This is a genomic window from Bacillus sp. JK62, from assembly GCF_053663455.1.
Genome location: NZ_JBSJQA010000013.1, coordinates 1 through 16,932 on the forward strand (window position 1 = coordinate 1; position 16,932 = coordinate 16,932).

17 protein-coding genes, 1 tRNA gene, 1 rRNA gene, 1 other RNA gene and 1 other annotated feature are annotated in these 16,932 nt (G+C 45.1%); of the genes, 6 read left to right on the forward strand and 14 right to left on the reverse strand.

Annotation, left to right across the window (positions count from 1 at the left end; all coding sequences use genetic code 11):
* Window positions 1-300: 300 nt before the first annotated feature.
* From ACWJJ4_RS19590 to tadA, 7 genes are all read right to left on the reverse strand, one after another.
* Window positions 301-564 carry a pro-sigmaK processing inhibitor BofA family protein gene (locus tag ACWJJ4_RS19590; RefSeq protein ID WP_003150686.1) on the reverse strand — a complete coding sequence of 88 codons (264 nt, stop codon included), beginning with the start codon at window positions 562-564 and terminating at the stop codon, window positions 301-303.
* 60 nt (window positions 565-624) lie between these two features.
* Window positions 625-849, reverse strand: coding sequence for a YaaL family protein (locus tag ACWJJ4_RS19595; RefSeq protein ID WP_454021880.1), 225 nt, complete (start codon window positions 847-849; stop codon window positions 625-627).
* 18 nt (window positions 850-867) lie between these two features.
* Window positions 868-1,464 (reverse strand): recombination protein RecR, encoded by a 597-nt coding sequence (gene recR / locus ACWJJ4_RS19600; RefSeq protein ID WP_003150697.1) that lies wholly within the window; start codon window positions 1,462-1,464, stop codon window positions 868-870.
* Window positions 1,465-1,478: 14 nt separating this feature from the next.
* Complete coding sequence (locus ACWJJ4_RS19605) at window positions 1,479-1,802, reverse strand: YbaB/EbfC family nucleoid-associated protein (protein ID WP_003150700.1); 324 nt, start codon at window positions 1,800-1,802, stop codon at window positions 1,479-1,481.
* 24 nt (window positions 1,803-1,826) lie between these two features.
* Entirely contained in the window at window positions 1,827-3,518 is a 1,692-nt protein-coding gene (dnaX, locus tag ACWJJ4_RS19610; protein WP_003150701.1) for a DNA polymerase III subunit gamma/tau, read from the reverse strand.
* Between the two features lie 133 nt (window positions 3,519-3,651).
* Window positions 3,652-3,916, reverse strand: an RNA gene (ffs, locus tag ACWJJ4_RS19615) — signal recognition particle sRNA large type.
* 84 nt (window positions 3,917-4,000) lie between these two features.
* Window positions 4,001-4,483: a tRNA adenosine(34) deaminase TadA gene (gene tadA / locus ACWJJ4_RS19620; protein ID WP_007615141.1), complete on the reverse strand. Its 483-nt coding sequence runs from the start codon at window positions 4,481-4,483 to the stop codon at window positions 4,001-4,003.
* A gap of 82 nt (window positions 4,484-4,565) precedes the next feature.
* On the opposite strand from tadA, the gene ACWJJ4_RS19625 reads away from it, so the two are divergent.
* The 4 genes from ACWJJ4_RS19625 to dck all read left to right on the forward strand — a co-directional run bounded on the left by ACWJJ4_RS19625 (window position 4,566) and on the right by dck (window position 7,841).
* On the forward strand, window positions 4,566-5,117 hold the full coding sequence (locus tag ACWJJ4_RS19625; protein WP_014304186.1) for a cysteine hydrolase family protein: 552 nt from the start codon (window positions 4,566-4,568) through the stop codon (window positions 5,115-5,117).
* Window positions 5,118-5,188: 71 nt separating this feature from the next.
* On the forward strand, window positions 5,189-6,472 hold the full coding sequence (locus ACWJJ4_RS19630) for a LysM peptidoglycan-binding domain-containing protein (RefSeq protein ID WP_032858525.1): 1,284 nt from the start codon (window positions 5,189-5,191) through the stop codon (window positions 6,470-6,472).
* A gap of 95 nt (window positions 6,473-6,567) precedes the next feature.
* Window positions 6,568-7,191: a deoxyguanosine kinase gene (dgk, locus tag ACWJJ4_RS19635; RefSeq protein ID WP_003150705.1), complete on the forward strand. Its 624-nt coding sequence runs from the start codon at window positions 6,568-6,570 to the stop codon at window positions 7,189-7,191.
* Window positions 7,188-7,841 carry a deoxyadenosine/deoxycytidine kinase gene (gene dck / locus ACWJJ4_RS19640; RefSeq protein WP_015388792.1) on the forward strand — a complete coding sequence of 218 codons (654 nt, stop codon included), beginning with the start codon at window positions 7,188-7,190 and terminating at the stop codon, window positions 7,839-7,841. Before dgk ends, dck begins: the two co-directional genes overlap by 4 nt.
* A gap of 130 nt (window positions 7,842-7,971) precedes the next feature.
* Here the strand turns inward: dck and ACWJJ4_RS19645 are convergent.
* A tRNA-Ser gene (locus tag ACWJJ4_RS19645) sits at window positions 7,972-8,064 on the reverse strand.
* 217 nt (window positions 8,065-8,281) lie between these two features.
* On the opposite strand from ACWJJ4_RS19645, the gene ACWJJ4_RS19650 reads away from it, so the two are divergent.
* Entirely contained in the window at window positions 8,282-9,427 is a 1,146-nt protein-coding gene (locus tag ACWJJ4_RS19650; protein ID WP_176283080.1) for a glycerate kinase, read from the forward strand.
* Window positions 9,428-9,438: 11 nt separating this feature from the next.
* Here the strand turns inward: ACWJJ4_RS19650 and serS are convergent, their stop codons facing one another.
* From serS to guaB, 5 genes are all read right to left on the reverse strand, one after another.
* On the reverse strand, window positions 9,439-10,716 hold the full coding sequence (gene serS / locus ACWJJ4_RS19655; RefSeq protein ID WP_003150709.1) for a serine--tRNA ligase: 1,278 nt from the start codon (window positions 10,714-10,716) through the stop codon (window positions 9,439-9,441).
* 54 nt (window positions 10,717-10,770) lie between these two features.
* Window positions 10,771-10,983 (reverse strand) — a binding site (T-box leader).
* Between the two features lie 52 nt (window positions 10,984-11,035).
* A complete protein-coding gene (gene pdxT / locus ACWJJ4_RS19660) occupies window positions 11,036-11,626 on the reverse strand; it encodes a pyridoxal 5'-phosphate synthase glutaminase subunit PdxT (protein ID WP_007615126.1) in 591 nt (196 codons plus the stop codon).
* 21 nt (window positions 11,627-11,647) lie between these two features.
* On the reverse strand, window positions 11,648-12,532 hold the full coding sequence (pdxS, locus tag ACWJJ4_RS19665) for a pyridoxal 5'-phosphate synthase lyase subunit PdxS (protein ID WP_003150714.1): 885 nt from the start codon (window positions 12,530-12,532) through the stop codon (window positions 11,648-11,650).
* Window positions 12,533-12,729: 197 nt separating this feature from the next.
* Window positions 12,730-14,061, reverse strand: coding sequence for a D-alanyl-D-alanine carboxypeptidase (dacA, locus tag ACWJJ4_RS19670; RefSeq protein WP_077721682.1), 1,332 nt, complete (start codon window positions 14,059-14,061; stop codon window positions 12,730-12,732).
* A 152-nt stretch (window positions 14,062-14,213) separates the two neighbouring features.
* The gene (guaB, locus tag ACWJJ4_RS19675) at window positions 14,214-15,680 is read right to left on the reverse strand and encodes an IMP dehydrogenase (protein ID WP_003150717.1); all 1,467 of its coding nucleotides are present in this window, start codon (window positions 15,678-15,680) and stop codon (window positions 14,214-14,216) included.
* A 120-nt stretch (window positions 15,681-15,800) separates the two neighbouring features.
* Between guaB and ACWJJ4_RS19680 the strand changes: the two genes are divergently transcribed.
* The gene (locus ACWJJ4_RS19680) at window positions 15,801-16,751 is read left to right on the forward strand and encodes a YaaC family protein (protein ID WP_317461819.1); all 951 of its coding nucleotides are present in this window, start codon (window positions 15,801-15,803) and stop codon (window positions 16,749-16,751) included.
* 44 nt (window positions 16,752-16,795) lie between these two features.
* Here ACWJJ4_RS19680 and rrf read toward each other — a convergent pair.
* Window positions 16,796-16,911 (reverse strand): 5S ribosomal RNA (rrf, locus tag ACWJJ4_RS19685).
* Window positions 16,912-16,932: the final 21 nt, after the last annotated feature.

A 16,932-nucleotide genomic window follows, 5' to 3' on the forward strand; every position in this document is an offset into this window, starting at 1 on the left:
TAAGTTCACTGCATCCTGCAGTAACGTCTGTGTGATCTGCATCATGCAGACCTTAGTTTGACTGACTACGCACATCGCTGTGCGATTTATTTAAAACTTTGAATTAACAGGTACGTTTTGTCTTGTTTAGTTTTCAAAGAACTTTGTCCATCGCTCTTGAAGCGACTTAATCATTATAACATCTCAGTGTCAGTATCGTCAATAACTTTTTAAAATTTCTTTTTCAAGAATTCGTTTCGTCATCAGCGACATATATTAGAATACCACCCATGATCCAACATGTCAACAATAATCGACAAATTAAATGATGAAGCGTTTAATGACTATCAAAGCCGCAATGCCGGGAATTCCCAGAATCCCGCTGATGCCCGTTGTAATCAGGTTAACAGGGATATGAATACCGAGACTACCGCCGAACAAGTTCACACCCACCAACAGAATCGCGCCGGCAATAAACTTAATGGCAGTCACACCAATCCACCTTAACGGTTTTGAAGATACTCCCCATAAAAAAAGCAAAGCAACCAGACCGACAATCAAACCGATAATGAAAAAAGGCTCCATGAATCTTCCCCCTCGCTTGTTTAGTACAAGCTTATGAGAAGATTCCGGAGAATAGACCTCTTACTTCCATCTGCTCATTTTCAAATTCCGCTGCTTCGCTTCTTTCAAATAAAAAAAGTACTTAGATTCAGCGACTTTCAGCTCAAACAACACCTCAGCGGAGGGCTCTAGACTTTTCTCGACCAGACTCTGCTGTCTGTTCCATTCTTCTTTTTGTTTCAAGAGCTGTTCTATCAGCTTCTCGTCAAACTCTTTTCTTAATGTATTTCTGCGAAGAAAACCCATGCCTTGCCTTTTCCTCCCTTACAATTCACGTCTTCCTTCAAGAGCTTTTGAAAGAGTGACCTCATCAGCATATTCCAAATCACCGCCGACGGGCAGACCGTGGGCAATACGGGAGAGCTTGATGCCTGAGGGCTTTAACAGCCTTGATATATACATCGCTGTTGCTTCCCCTTCAATATTAGGGTTGGTTGCGAGAATAACTTCTGTCACTTGATCATCCTGAAGACGTTTCAGCAGCTCCGGAATCTTAATATCCTCCGGACCGATGCCGTCCATTGGTGAAATCGCGCCGTGAAGAACATGATACTGGCCGTTATATTCCTTCATTTTCTCCATTGCGATCACATCCTTAGGGTCCTGCACGACACAAATAACAGACTTATCCCTTCTTGTGTCCTCACATATATAACAAGGGTCCTGATCTGTAATATGTCCGCAAATCGAGCAATAAGTCAGATTCCGCTTCGCATTGACAAGCGCCTTAGCAAAATCCAATACTGTGTCTTCTTTCATACCTAGAACAAAAAAAGCCAGACGAACCGCTGTTTTCGGTCCGATCCCTGGCAATTTCATAAAGCTGTCAATCAGCTTTGATATTGGTTCAGGATACTGCATGTTTATTTATCCCCCTAGAATAAACCCGGTATGTTCATTCCTTTTGTAAATTGTCCCATTGTCTCATTCGTCATGTCATCCACTTTTTTGAGGGCGTCGTTTGTCGCAGCAAGAACCAGGTCCTGAAGCATTTCGATATCTTCCGGATCAACAACTTCTTCTTTAATGGCAACGTCTACAACTTCTTTTTGGCCGTTGACTTTTACAGTCACCATACCGCCGCCCGCTGTGCCTTCAAGCACTTTTTCAGCAAGTTCCTCCTGAGCCTTCGCCATATCCTTTTGCATTTTTTGCATTTGTTTCATCATTTTTTGCATGTTTCCCATTCCGCCACGCATATTCAATCACTCTCTTTCATCTTATTAGTCTTTTATTTCGATTAAATCCGCTCCGACAAGTTTTTTCGCCTCTGCAATCAGCGGATCTTCTTCAGCCGGTTCGTTTGATCCTTCACTTTCCTGCTGGTGATCATTTAAAAATTCTTCTCTTATTTTACCCCATTGTGCTTCCGGAACGCCAATCAAATCCATTCTTTTCCCGAGCATTGATTCGAGAATCTGTTCAAGATTCGTACGGACTCCGTTATTGTCTTCTGCAACCATTTTACAATGGATTTCGTATTTAAATTTAAGCACAAATGCCTTTTGAGCAGCGGCCACCGGTTCACTGTCATTCAAAAGAGCCGCATGAGATACCTTATTCTGCTGTTTCAGGTGTGCCAGCAGCTTGCCCCAGCTGCTTTTAAGCTGTTCAAGATCAGGTCTTGTGGCTTCCTTCAATATCTCATGAATTCTTCCGACCGGGGCTTTATAATGGCTTTTTCCGCCTTTTTGAGGACGCGGAGCTTCTTTCGGAGCGCTTTCCATCTGAACCTTCACACCGGAGGTTTTCAGCCTTTCTACTTCCTGCTCAAGCTGCTGGATCTTATTCATCAGCATGCCGACCTCAGGGATGTCTCCGGCGGATTGCTGTGCCGTCTGGCATATTTTCACGACAGCCACTTCAAAAAAGATTCTTGGGTGGTTCGTCCACTTCATTTCCTGATGGCTTTTATTCAGGATATCAATCATCTCATATAAAGCGGGGGCCGGTATGTCACCGCTCAGATTCCGAAACGTTTCATCGACCTTCACCTTCTCCAGGACTCCTTCTAAACCGGGAGCGGCCTGGTACAAGAGCATATCCCTGAAATAGAAAATCATATCTTCAATCAGTTTGGCCGCATCTTTCCCCTGCTGGAGCAATTCATTCAGTGTTTCCAATGCCTCGGAAACCTGTTTGCGGTGAAGAGCAGATGCCAGTTTTCCAATATAGTGCTGAGAAACGGCTCCGGTAATGAGCAATGCGTCATCCACCGACAGCTCCTCGCCGCTAAATGATACAGCTTGATCGAGCAGGCTCAGCGCGTCCCTCATTCCTCCGTCCGCAGCACTCGCTATGATATCAAGGGCTCCTTCTTCCACCTTCAGCTGCTCTGCATCGACGATTGTCTTCATTCGTCCGACAATTGCTTTGGATGTAATCCGTTTGAAGTCAAAACGCTGACATCTGGAGATAATGGTTAAAGGAATCTTATGAGGCTCAGTCGTAGCTAATATGAAAATGCAATGTGCCGGCGGTTCTTCCAGCGTTTTCAGAAGCGCATTGAATGCGCCGATAGAGAGCATATGCACCTCATCTATAATATATACCTTGTAAGTAACGGCCGACGGGGCGAATTTTACTTTGTCACGGATGTCGCGGATTTCGTCTACGCCGTTATTCGACGCCGCATCTATTTCAATCACATCTGATATAGAGCCATTTGTGATCCCCTTGCACGCCGCGCACTCATTGCACGGTTCTTCTACAGGGGCGTGCTCACAGTTGACTGCTTTCGCAAATATTTTAGCTGCACTGGTTTTTCCCGTTCCCCGCGGTCCAGAAAACAGATATGCATGAGAAAATTTCTTTTGCAAAAGGGCATTTTGCAGCGTTTTCGTAATGTGTTCCTGTCCGACCACATCTTCAAACTGCTGAGGCCTAAATACTCGATATAAAGCTTGGTAACCCACAGGATGCGCCCTCCTCTGTTATTCATCATGTTTATTATACATGAACGTGCTTTTAACGCCAAAACCCGTTTTTCATATACGAAAAAACTCACCTGCCATAAACAGGTGAGTCTGAAATTTGATGATTGATTTACCGTGCACCTTCTGTCGATTCGCTACCCTAAGCGTTACTTAAGCAGTTAGCTCAGCCCAGGCAACCCTGCGGCACATGAGAGGTTTCACTTAATGCTGCTTCCTTCCGGACCTGACATGGTTCATGAATTCCCATTGCGCAGGACCCAGACGTCAACGCCACTTACTTAAGGCAGACCTTACAGTAAACGAACCTCGAGAAGGGATTCGACCCCGCTAGAGCGGATTGCGGGTACAGGGCACCGCTACCTCCCCGCTTAGCACGGCAAAATAAATATCAAATTTTGATATGCGCACCATTCATGATGCACACATAAGTATATCTGCTTCAGGCAGAAAATGCAACCGTACTACTCAGACAACTTTTTCCTCATGTCTTTCTTTTGCCGGCGCAGCTTTCTGAAAAAAGCGCTGAGCATTTCTCCGCACTCTTCTCCGAGCACGCCGCTCACCACTTCCGCTTGGTGGTTGAACCGCTCTTCCTGCAAGAGGTTCATCAGCGTTCCTGTACAGCCCCCCTTGGGATCAAATGCGCCGAATACGACCTTATCGACTCTCGAAAGCACGACGGCTCCCGCGCACATCGGACACGGCTCCAAAGTGACATAGAGAACGGCATCCTCAAGTCTCCATGTCCCCAGCTTACGGCACGCTTCGTCTATCGCCAGCATTTCGGCGTGGGCAAGCGACCTCTGTTCAGTCTCCCGCAGATTATGCGCCCGCGCCACGATCTCATCGTGCAGAACAAGAACTGCTCCGATCGGCACTTCACCTTTCGCTTCGGCTTTCTTCGCTTCTTTTATGGCTTCTCTCATATAATATTCATCATTCATAGGTTCGAGCTCTCTTCTTAAGTTTTTTCATGTCTCATAAAGGTTAAAATAGGAATACCCCAGCAGAAAGGAGTTGCCGGTATTGTCTGAACCTAACAACACAGCCCTTCTGATTGTCGATATGATCAACAATTTTCAATTTGATATGGGCGAACGTCTTGCTGAAAAAACCAAACAAATTGTCCCCCGTATTTTATCATTAAAGAAGCATGCAAAACAAAGCAACTGGCCGATTATTTATATTAATGATCATTACGGGCTCTGGAAGGCTGATATTGATGCCATCAGGGAGGAATGCAGCAACGACAGAAGCGCCTCCATTATAAAAGATATTTCGCCTCAGCCGGATGATTATTTTCTCATTAAACCGAAGCATTCCGCTTTTTACGAAACGGCGCTTCACACCCTTCTGACCGAATTACAAGTGAACCGATTAATCATCACGGGGATTGCCGGAAACATTTGTGTGCTGTTCACGGCCAACGACGCCTATATGAGAGAATACAGCATTGCCATTCCGAAAGACTGCACCGCTTCCAATAACGACGAAGACAATGATTTCGCTTTGACCATGATGGAGAATGTTCTCTTCGCAGAAATAACCACGGAAAAACAAATTACCGCCGAAAAATAAACATGATCAGCCTCCTTTTTTCATATATTTGATAGCGGATATGAAAGGAGGCGTTTTTCATTCAGATCTATATAGTGAAACGGGGCGACACGCTTTCCGCTATTGCGGCGCGCTACCGGACAGCCGCAAATGTCATTGCGGAAGCAAATAAACTGCCTAATCCCAATACATTGGTTGTCGGACAAACCCTTGTCATCCCGATTGAGGGTCAATATTACGAAGTAAAACAAGGTGATACTCTCGCGTCAATCGCCGGCCGTTTCCATATATCGGCCGCGGAGCTTGCGAGGGTGAACGGAATTCAGCCCGGCACCACATTGAGAGTCGGAACCCGCCTTTACATTCCGCAGCAGGCGAATAAGCCCGATATCGAATCAAACGCATATATAGAACCGCGGGGAACGAGCGTAAGCGCTAATCTGCAGCAGGCGGCAAGGGAGGCCTCTCCTTATTTAACATACCTCGGCGCATTCAGTTTTCAAGTGCAGCGGAACGGGACTTTAAAGGAACCGCCTCTGACCAATTTAAAAAGCATCAGTGACAGGCACAACACCACTCTGATGATGATCATCACCAACCTTGAAAATGACGCATTCAGCGATGAACTCGGGCGGCTCATCTTGAATGACAATACAGTGAAAACAAAACTCTTTCAGGAAATCGTCTCCACGGCTAAAAAGTACGGCTTTCGCGATATTCACTTTGATTTCGAATATTTACGTCCACAGGACAGGGAAGCTTACAATCGATTTTTACGTGAAGCGAGAACGATTTTTCATCGGGAAGGCTGGAAGATTTCAACGGCGCTTGCTCCGAAAACGAGCGCGACTCAGGCCGGCAAATGGTACGAAGCTCATGACTATAGGGCACATGGAGAAATCGTCGATTTTGTCGTGATTATGACATATGAGTGGGGGTACAGCGGAGGCCCGGCTCAGGCCGTATCACCTATCGGCCCTGTAAGAAATGTCATTGAGTACGCGCTGACGGAAATGCCTTCTTCAAAAATCGTCATGGGTCAGAATATGTACGGCTATGATTGGACACTGCCTTTTAAACAGGGAACGACAGCGAAAGCCGTCAGTCCTCAGCAGGCAATCGCTCTGGCCGCACGCTATAAAGTCGACATTCAATATGACGAAACCGCCCAGGCTCCCTTCTTCCGATACACGGATGCAAATCAGAAACGGCATGAAGTATGGTTTGAAGACGCACGATCCATTCAAGCGAAATTCAATTTAATTAAAGAACTTCATTTAAGAGGAATCAGCTATTGGAAACTCGGCCTTTCTTTCCCGCAAAACTGGCTTTTGCTCGGCGATCAATTTCATATTGTAAAAGAGACGTTTCGTTAATTGGAAGCGTCTTTTTTCATGGGCTTTTCTGTGAGTGTGATACAATATAAAGGCCGGCAGCTGACGGATGTTTGCAGAATTAAGGAGGATTTTCAATGAACAGAGCCCCTTTTATCGCGGTAGAAGGTCCTATCGGGGCAGGAAAAACGACACTCGCTACAATGCTTTCTGAAGAGCTCGGTTTTCCTATGATTAATGAGATTGTGGAAGACAACCCTTATCTCGATAAGTTTTATGACAATATCGAGGAGTGGAGTTTCCAGCTTGAAATGTTTTTTCTATGTCACAGGTATAAACAGCTTGAAGACACCGATCGAGATTATTTAAAACAAGGACAGCCCGTTTTGTCCGATTATCATATTTATAAAAATGTTATTTTCGCAGAGCGTACATTGCACGGCCAAAAGCTTGAGAAGTATAAGCAGATCTATCATCTGCTCACTCACGACCTGCCGAAGCCGAATATCATTGTATACATAAAGGCAAGCCTGCCGACATTGCTTCAACGCATTGAAAAACGCGGGCGCCCGTTTGAAAAAAATATCGAACATCAATATCTGGAACATCTCATTGCAGATTACGACACAGCCATCAGACAGCTTCAGGAAGAAGATCCGGATATATCTGTACTGACCATTGACGGTGATACTGAAGACTTTGTTTTGAATAAGACAGACTATGAAAGAATTGCCCGTCAGGTAAAGGAGCTTATTAAATGAAAGACATTCATATTCCAAACAATGCCATTATAACAGTAGCAGGAACGGTAGGAGTCGGAAAATCGACTTTGACCAAAGCTTTAGCAAAACGGCTCGGGTTTCATACCTCACTTGAGGAAGTGGATGAAAACCCTTATTTAGAGAAGTTTTATCACGATTTTGAACGCTGGAGCTTCCATTTGCAAATTTATTTTCTGGCTGAGCGGTTCAAAGAGCAGAAAAACATGTTTGAATCAGGCGGCGGATTCGTGCAGGACCGTTCGATTTATGAAGATACAGGCATATTCGCAAAAATGCATGCGGATAAAGGAACCATGTCGCTGACAGATTACACAACATACACAAGCCTATTTGAGGCGATGGTCATGACGCCGTATTTCCCGCATCCTGATGTTTTGATCTACTTAGAAGGCGACCTTGAATACATTATAAGCCGGATTGAAAAGCGGGGCCGCGAGATGGAGCTGCAGACAAACCGCTCTTATTGGGAAGAGATGTATACACGGTACGAAGACTGGATCAGCGGTTTTAACGCCTGCCCTGTGCTGAAAGTACGCATTGAAGATTATGACCTTGAAGCTGATGAACAGTCACTGGAACCTTTGATCGAAAAAATCAGTCACGTGATCAACGAAAACAGAAACAAATAAAAATAGCAAAGCGATTTTCCCCGAACAGAGAAAATCGCTTTTTTTGCATATAAAAAATCCGCTGCATTACATGCAGCGGACAAAACAATCTCCAATATATGCTCGAGTTTCATTAGGTTTAAAATCAATATGGCGGAGGAAGAGGGATTCGAACCCCCGCGGGCTTTGACACCCCTGTCGGTTTTCAAGACCGATCCCTTCAGCCAGACTTGGGTATTCCTCCGTATCGACATTTAATAATATACCACATGACCCAGATTTCAGTCAAGCGCTTTTTCATATTTTTTATTTCATTTCTTAAACAGCTTTTCCGTCAGCTTTACTATCATACAAAAGTCTTGCGTCCAATTCAACCTCAGTATGCCATACGGGCAGGAAAACACAATAAAAATCAAGAATAGATTCAAACAGATAACCTGCTCATAAAGGTGGAGAACATAATGAAAATCATCATTGCACCCGATTCTTTCAAAGAAAGCATGACATCAAAAGAAGCAGCTGACAGCATAGAAAAAGGATTCAAAGCGGTCTTCCCTGACGCGGAATATACCAAGATACCCGCGGCTGATGGCGGAGAAGGAACCGTTCAGGCTTTGACGGATGCCACTGGCGGAAGCATCATCAAAAAAACTGTGACCGGTCCGCTGGGAACACCGGTAAACGCCGCATATGGACTTCTGGGAGACGGACGCACGGCAGTCATTGAAATGGCGGAAGCATCGGGTCTCCATCTCGTTCCCCGCCACCTCAGAGATCCGTTGAACACAACGACAAGAGGAACGGGTGAACTAATAGCAGATGCAGCCTCCCGCGGGGCGAGTGAGATCATCATCGGGCTTGGCGGGAGTGCAACCAATGACGGCGGAACAGGAATGGCGAGCGCGCTCGGTGTGCGTTTCTTAAATGAGGAAGGTCAGGAGATACCTGACGGCGGAGGCGCTCTGCACACCCTAGCTTCTATTGATATAAGCGGGCTCTCCCCTGATTTGAAACATATCCGTTTTCGTGCCGCATGTGATGTCGAAAATCCCCTGACCGGTGAAAACGGCGCGTCATATGTCTTCGGCCCGCAAAAAGGGGCGTCCGAGAAGACTAAAGTTGTATTGGATCGCAATTTACGCCATTTCGCTGATGTATTGAGACGTCAGCACGATATCGAAGCGGATACCGTAAAAGGCGCGGGCGCCGCAGGTGGGCTGGGCGCTGGACTGATCGCTTTCTTACAGGCAGAACTTCAAAGCGGGATTGACGTTGTATTAGATACACTGTCCTTCTCAGATCAGATAAGAGATGCTGACCTTGTCATTACCGGAGAGGGCCAGATTGACGGACAAACGATATTCGGTAAAACCCCCGCCGGGATCGCCTCACGCGCAGCCGCTCAAGAAATTCCCGTTATCGCATTGGCGGGCTCCTTAGGCAAAAATTTCGAGCATGTTTACAGCGCAGGAATAACAGCTGTATTTTCTATCGTGCCCGGCCCTGTAAGTCTTGAAGACGCCTTAGCATCCGGCCGTTTTAACCTTGAAAGCACAGCTCGGAATGCCGCCGCTCTATACCGGGCAGCAAAAAAGGCGCGCCTCTAGGGCGCACCTTTTTATGGTTTGATGACTTCTTTATTTCCCATATAAGGACGAAGCACTTTAGGAATGATGACACTTCCGTCTTCCTGCTGGTAGTTTTCCAAGATGGCAGCTACTGTTCGGCCGACTGCAAGACCTGAACCGTTTAATGTATGCACATGCTCCGGCTTGCCTTTCGCTTCGCGTCTGAAACGAATGTTCGCACGCCTTGCCTGGAAGGCTTCAAAGTTGCTGCAAGAAGAAATTTCACGATATGTGTCTTGGCTTGGAATCCAAACCTCAATATCGTACTTTTTCGCAGCTGTAAAGCCGAGATCACCGGTACACATGCTCATGACGCGATACGGCAGTTCAAGCAGCTGAAGCACCCGCTCAGCTTGATTTGTCAGTTTTTCAAGCTCCTCATAAGAATCTTCCGGCTTCACGAACTTTACAAGCTCAACCTTGTTGAACTGATGCTGACGGATCAAACCGCGTGTATCACGGCCGGCGGATCCCGCTTCTGAACGGAAGCAGGCGCTGAACGCGGCATAATTGATCGGCAGGTTCTCACCGGATAAGATTTCATCGCGGTGCATATTTGTAATCGGCACTTCCGCCGTCGGAATTAAGAAATAATCCTCTTCTCTGATTTTAAAAGCATCCTCTTCAAATTTAGGAAGCTGTCCCGTACCTGTCATGCTCGTACGGTTTACCATATAAGGAGGAATGACTTCCGTGTAATCATATTCATCCACGTGAAGATCCAGCATAAAGTTGTAGAGCGCGCGTTCGAGGCGGGCGCCTAATCCTTTATAAAACACAAACCGGCTGCCTGTTACTTTTGAAGCGCGTTCGAAATCAAGAATGTTTAAGCGGTCTGCGATATCCCAATGCGGTTTCGGCTCATATGAAAATGCCGGCGCCTCTCCCCACTTGCGAATTTCAATGTTATCATCTTCCGTTTCTCCGACGGGCACTGAATCGTGCGGGATGTTCGGAATAGACAGAAGGATGGTTTCGAGCGTCGTTTCGACAGTACGAAGCTCTTCATCAAGCTTCTTAATTTCTTCGCCTACTTCACGCATCTCTTTAATAATATGATCAGCGTCTTTTTTCTCCCGTTTCAAAACGGCGACCTGCTGAGACACTTCATTGCGTTTTCCCTTCAGTTCTTCTACTTTACCGATAAGCTCTCTTCTCTTTTCATCCAGCTCTTCAAACTTGTCAAAGTCAGATAAGTCTTCGCCTTTTGGAATGAGCTTCGCTTTTACCTCTTGAAAATTGGCTCTCAGCACCTTCGTATCAATCATGCCTAACAACTCCTATCTGTTTTTATCGAAAATAAAAAAGAGCCCTCATCCCCTAAAAGGGACGAGAGCTCTCGCGTTGCCACCCTGATTGAAAACAAGCTCACACTTGCTTCCCGCTTTAACACATAACGGTTTTCCCGTAAATGCCTACTTGTTTTCAGCATTTCGCTCAAGGACGGATTCGGACAGCATCTTTCACCGATTCGCACCACCCATCGGCTCTCTTTGAAAGAGGGGCTCCCTACTGCTTCCTGTCAACGCTTTTCGATCTTTATTTGTGATTATAATGTACTATAAGTATCAGCGGTTTTCAACTGTTTTATACAGCTGTTTCCTGCTTATGCTTTTCCGCCATCTTCACAAACAGCTCTGTCACCCGGTGATCATCCGTCAGTTCAGGATGGAACGAGCAGCCGAGGAAATTTCCCTGCTTTGCAGCCACGATGCGTCCGTTATGCTCACAAAGCACTTCAACATCTTCTCCGGCTTCTAAAATATGCGGTGCGCGAATAAATACACCCGTAAACGGCTCATCAAGGCCTTTAATCGTCAGATCAGCTTCAAAGCTGTCGACCTGACGGCCAAAGGAATTACGCTCGACAACAACGTTCAACAGCCCTAAATGAGCATTATCCGTTCCCGCTATCTCTTTGGCTAAGATAATCAGACCGGCGCATGTGCCGAACATCGGCTTGCCTTGGGCGGCAAACTCGCGAAGCGGCTCCATAAAATGATACGTATCCATTAAACGCCGCATTGTCGTGCTTTCCCCTCCCGGCAGGATTAAGCCGTCGATGTCATTCAGCTGTTCAGGACGCTTAATGACGACACCTTTTGAACCACATGCTTCAATTGAACGAATATGTTCTCTTACTGCTCCTTGAAGTCCAAGTACACCAATTGTTAACATGCTTCCAGCTCTCCTATGGTTTTACCAGCCGCGTTCTTGCATACGCTGTTCCGGCAATAGATTTGAGATTTCGATTCCTTTCATTGCTGTGCCTAATTCTTTAGAAAGCTCAGCGATCAGTTTGTAGTCTGTGTAATGAGTCGTTGCTTCAACAATTGCTTTGGCGAATTTAGCAGGGTTGTCTGATTTGAAAATACCTGAACCGACAAATACGCCGTCAGCGCCAAGCTGCATCATCAATGCCGCGTCAGCAGGCGTCGCTACTCCGCCGGCAGCAAAGTTCACTACAGGCAGTTTGCCGTCACGTTTGATTTGAAGAAGCAGTTCATAAGGAGCGCCGAGGTTTTTAGCTTCAGTCATCAGCTCATCATCGCTCATCGCAACAACTTTGCGCACTTGCGCGTTTACTTTTCTCATATGGCGGACAGCTTCCACAATGTTTCCTGTTCCCGGTTCGCCTTTTGTACGAAGCATGGAAGCTCCTTCGGCGATACGACGAGTTGCTTCGCCGAGATCACGGCAGCCGCATACGAACGGGACTGTATATTCATTTTTATTTAAATGAAATTCTTCGTCAGCCGGAGTCAGAACTTCACTTTCATCGATGTAATCTACCCCCATTGCTTCAAGGACACGCGCTTCAACGATATGTCCGATACGCGCTTTTGCCATTACGGGAATGGATACAGCATTCATTACTTCTTCAACGATTGTCGGATCAGCCATGCGGGCAACACCGCCGGCAGCGCGAATATCAGCCGGAACGCGTTCTAACGCCATTACGGCAACAGCTCCCGCCTCTTCCGCAATCTTCGCTTGTTCAGCATTTACAACGTCCATGATGACGCCGCCTTTTTGCATTTCCGCCATGCCGCGTTTTACACGATCAGTACCTGTTTGAGCCATTATTTGGTCCCCCTAGTCAATGTATAGTTAGATAATGTCTATCTCTTATTGTATCCCAGAAATACAATATTTCATATGGGTATTCTTATTTTACAGCGAGATAAATAAGATAGATATCATTTTTTTACTAATAATTTGGTTTTTTCAGTATATTAAGCAAAAGAGCCCTAACTTTCATCAGAGCTCTTTCTTATTTCTTAAAACCAGCCTGTTACCGTGTCAACGGCGCTGTTCCAGATACCGGAGAAGAATCCGCCGATGCCGCGCATCATCTGAACAAACCAGTTTGCTTTATCTACATCATTTTTCGTTACAAGATTCACGCTGAACTCTTTGGATTTGAGGAAGCCATAGTCTTTGTCACTGCCTTTGTATGTAACTGTCAGCGTTCCGACTTTCGTTCCCTTTTTCACAGGAGCCGTGATTTCTTTTTTATCTATATTCACTTCGGCTTTATAGTTCTTTTCATCCCCGCTTTTCACAGGAATAGAAAGCGCCTTGTCAGTAACAATATCAACTTGCTTGTCTTTCCCTTTTTCAACGTCAACCGTTTTGTGCCCTTTTACTTGAGAGCCTTCAGGGTAAAGATCTTTCATTGAGAAATTGCTGTTAAATGCGTAATCGAGCATTTTTTTCGTTTCATCAAAACGTCCGGTATGCAGGTTGCCTTTTGCGTTTAATACAACGGTGATGACCCGCATTCCGTTCCGCTGTGCTGTGCTTGTAAAACAAGATCCCGCAGAATCAGTAGAACCCGTTTTTAAGCCGTCAACGCCAGGGTATTCAGAAACAAGACCTTTTAACATGAAGTTCCAGTTCGGCATGTCCATTTCATCATCAGTGCCGGCTCTGAATTTCGTTTTAGCGATGCTTGTTGTTTTGAGAACTTCCGGATAATCAGTGATCAGGCGGTCTGCAAGAAGCGCCATGTCTTTAGCAGAAACTTCACTCTCTTCTTTAACGCCTTCTCCTTGCGGCTGCTTGCCGTGAAGGTCTTCATTCACAAGCCCTGTGGCATTTTTAAAATCATAGTTTGTCATGCCTAATTCTTTGGCTTTCGCATTCATTTCAGCGACAAATTTCGTTTCAGTTCCGGCAAGAATTTCGGCAACTGCAATCGCGGCTCCGTTAGCAGAGTAAATCGCCATAGCCTGATACAGTTCTTTAACCGTGTATTTGCCGTCTTTTCGAAGGGGGACGTTTGATAAACTGTTGTCTTGAGAAATTTCATAGACATAATCATCAGGAGTATACGTTTGGTCCCATTTCACTTTTCCTTCTTTAATGGCTTCCAGAAGCAGATATTCAGTCATCATTTTTGTCATGCTGGCAATCGGCAGTCTTTTGTCTGCATTTTTACTGTATAAAATTTTTCCCGATGAAGCCTCAATCATTATCGCAGCTGATGCGTTGACATCAATCGGGTCATTGCCGGCTGCCTCCGCTTTAGACATCGGAACAAAGCAAGTTGCGGCCAGTGCCAGTACCACTAATGACACCAACAGCTGTTTCCATTTCGTGATGTTCAATCTTACGACCTCCGTCATTCATTTTAAATCTATAATTAAGCCGTTAAGGACATATTCAAATTCAAAACACAACAGTATAAATTTTATCACACTCGATATAAAAAAAATAGACAGAGTCAGCGACCCTGTCAAATGTTTTTTATTTGTAACAATTATGAGATTGTGTAGTTTGGTGATTCTTTCGTAATTTGGACATCATGCGGATGACTTTCACGAAGACCGGCACCTGTCATACGGATGAATTGAGCCTCTTCTCTTAGAGCGCGCAAGTCTTTTGAACCGCAATATCCCATACCTGAACGAAGACCGCCGACAAGTTGATACACTGTTTCTTCTACAGGACCTTTGTACGGAGTCCGTCCTTCGATACCTTCAGGGACGAATTTCTTATTTTCTTCTTGGAAATATCGGTCTTTACTGCCTTTTTCCATGGCAGCGACAGAACCCATACCGCGATATACTTTAAATCTTCTGCCCTGATAGATTTCAGTCTCTCCCGGGCTTTCTGAAGTACCGGCAAGCAGGCTTCCGAGCATTACGGCATGTCCGCCTGAAGCCAACGCTTTCGTAATATCTCCGGAGAATTTAATACCGCCGTCTGCGATAATTGTCGCGCCGTGTTTTCTCGCTTCAGTGGCACAATCATAAATGGCAGTGATCTGCGGTACGCCTACACCTGCAACGACGCGTGTCGTACAGATAGAACCAGGCCCGATTCCCACTTTGACAATATTTGCTCCGGCTTCAATCAGAGCTTTTGTCGCTTCAGCCGTTGCAACATTTCCTGCGATAATGTTCAGTTCAGGATATGTTTCACGGATTTTCGCAACTGTGTTCAGTACGCCTCTGGAATGTCCGTGAGCCGTATCAACCACGATAACGTCGACATTCGCTTCAACAAGCTTGCTGACGCGTGTCATTGTATCGCCTGTCACGCCTACCGCAGCGCCGACAATAAGGCGTCCGTGTTCATCTTTAGATGAATTCGGGAATTCGATAACCTTTTCAATATCTTTGATCGTGATAAGACCTTTTAATTTGTTTTGGTCATCCACTAAAGGAAGTTTTTCAATTTTATGTTTCTGTAAGATTTTTTCTGCTTCGTCTAATGTGGTTCCCACAGGAGCCGTAACCAGCTCTTCTTTTGTCATGACATCACTGATTTTCATTGAATAATCAGAGATAAAGCGAAGATCACGGTTTGTAATGATACCGACAAGCTTTTGATCGTCTTTATTATCTACGATCGGAACACCGGAAATTCTGTATTTCCCCATCAAATGCTCCGCATCGAATACTTGATGATCAGGTGTTAAAAAGAAGGGATTTGTAATAACGCCCCGTTCAGAACGTTTGACTTTGTCAACATGTTCAGCCTGCTGTTCGATGGACATGTTCTTATGGATAATGCCTAAGCCGCCCTGTCTGGCCATCGCAATCGCCATAGCTGATTCTGTTACTGTATCCATTCCCGCACTGATGACAGGAATATTAAGCTTTAACGTTTTTGTCAGTTCAACAGATAAATCCACATCACGCGGAAGTACGTCTGATTGAGCCGGTACGAGCAGTACATCATCGAACGTTAAGCCTTCTTTTGAAAATTTACTTTCCCACATTAGTAAATCCCCCTCTTTTCGGCAAAATATTATATGTAGATTATCAACTAGAAAACAGCATGTCAAGGAAGCGAAAAAGAGTTGAAATATTTAGATAAAGGAAAGGGTTTAAAAATACATATGAGAGATCATGAGTGGAAAGAGTTATCATTATTTTATTCCGTAGAATCTTCCCAAAAATTTCTAAACAAAGTCTATACAGAAAGCGGCATGGAAGAACCAAAACGATATGCGTTTAAGAACAGTGAGCGCTTCATATTCTTTATCAAACACGCCGAGTCCTTCTATAAGCAGGCATCTCTTTCACCTTTAGAAATTAAGCCTATTCTGTTGTTTTACGGGATGTCACAATTGCTGAAAGCCTGCCTTCTGACCACAGATCCAAGCTATCCAAGCCACGCTTCAGTACTCGCACATGGCGTGACTGCCCGGAAACGCAAAAAGCAAAATTACTCCTTTAGAGATGATGAAGTGAAGGTGCAGCGCAATGGCTTATGTATTCATGTAATGAAGCACTTATTCGGAATAGCTGATCTTGAGGAAGAACGGTACACAATGAAGAAATTGCTGACAGCCATACCTGAATTGCATACTGTCTTTTACTTCCAAGAGAAAAAGAATTGGCTGACCCAAGTAGAGCTGAAAGATGACCTTATTTCAGTGCCTGAGCATGCGGTCATTCATTACAATATGTCTGATTCCCGCTTTGCTGAATATATCAGCCATCATTTGAAATGGTCTTTTCTGAGGAAAGACCATAACCACTTGGTTTTTGAGGCTGACCCGATAGACAGAGAACCTTGGTCTTCTCCAAATTTATTGTTTCACTTGGAGAAAAATCAATATTACATTCCCTCTCAGCGTGATCACTTCCTGCATCTTCCGGAAATGATTATTCATTATTTGGTCCTCTACAATATCGGAATGATTGCAAGATATGAAACGGAGTGGTGGTATGAACTGCTGACACAGCATGTCAGTGATGATTATGTGATGATCCGCCGGTTCTTAGAGGTCACGGAACGCAAATTTCCGTATTACGTTTCTAATTTCCTGAAGCAATACTTATAAACAAAAAAGGCAGCTCATGATGAGCTGCCTTTACCGTAATAATAGCTTGGCGGCGTCCTACTCTCACAGGGGGAAACCCCCGACTACCATCGGCGCTGAAGAGCTTAACTTCCGTGTTCGGCATGGGAACGGGTGTGACCTCTTCGCTATCGCCACCAAACCATTGAGAGTGTTCTCTCAA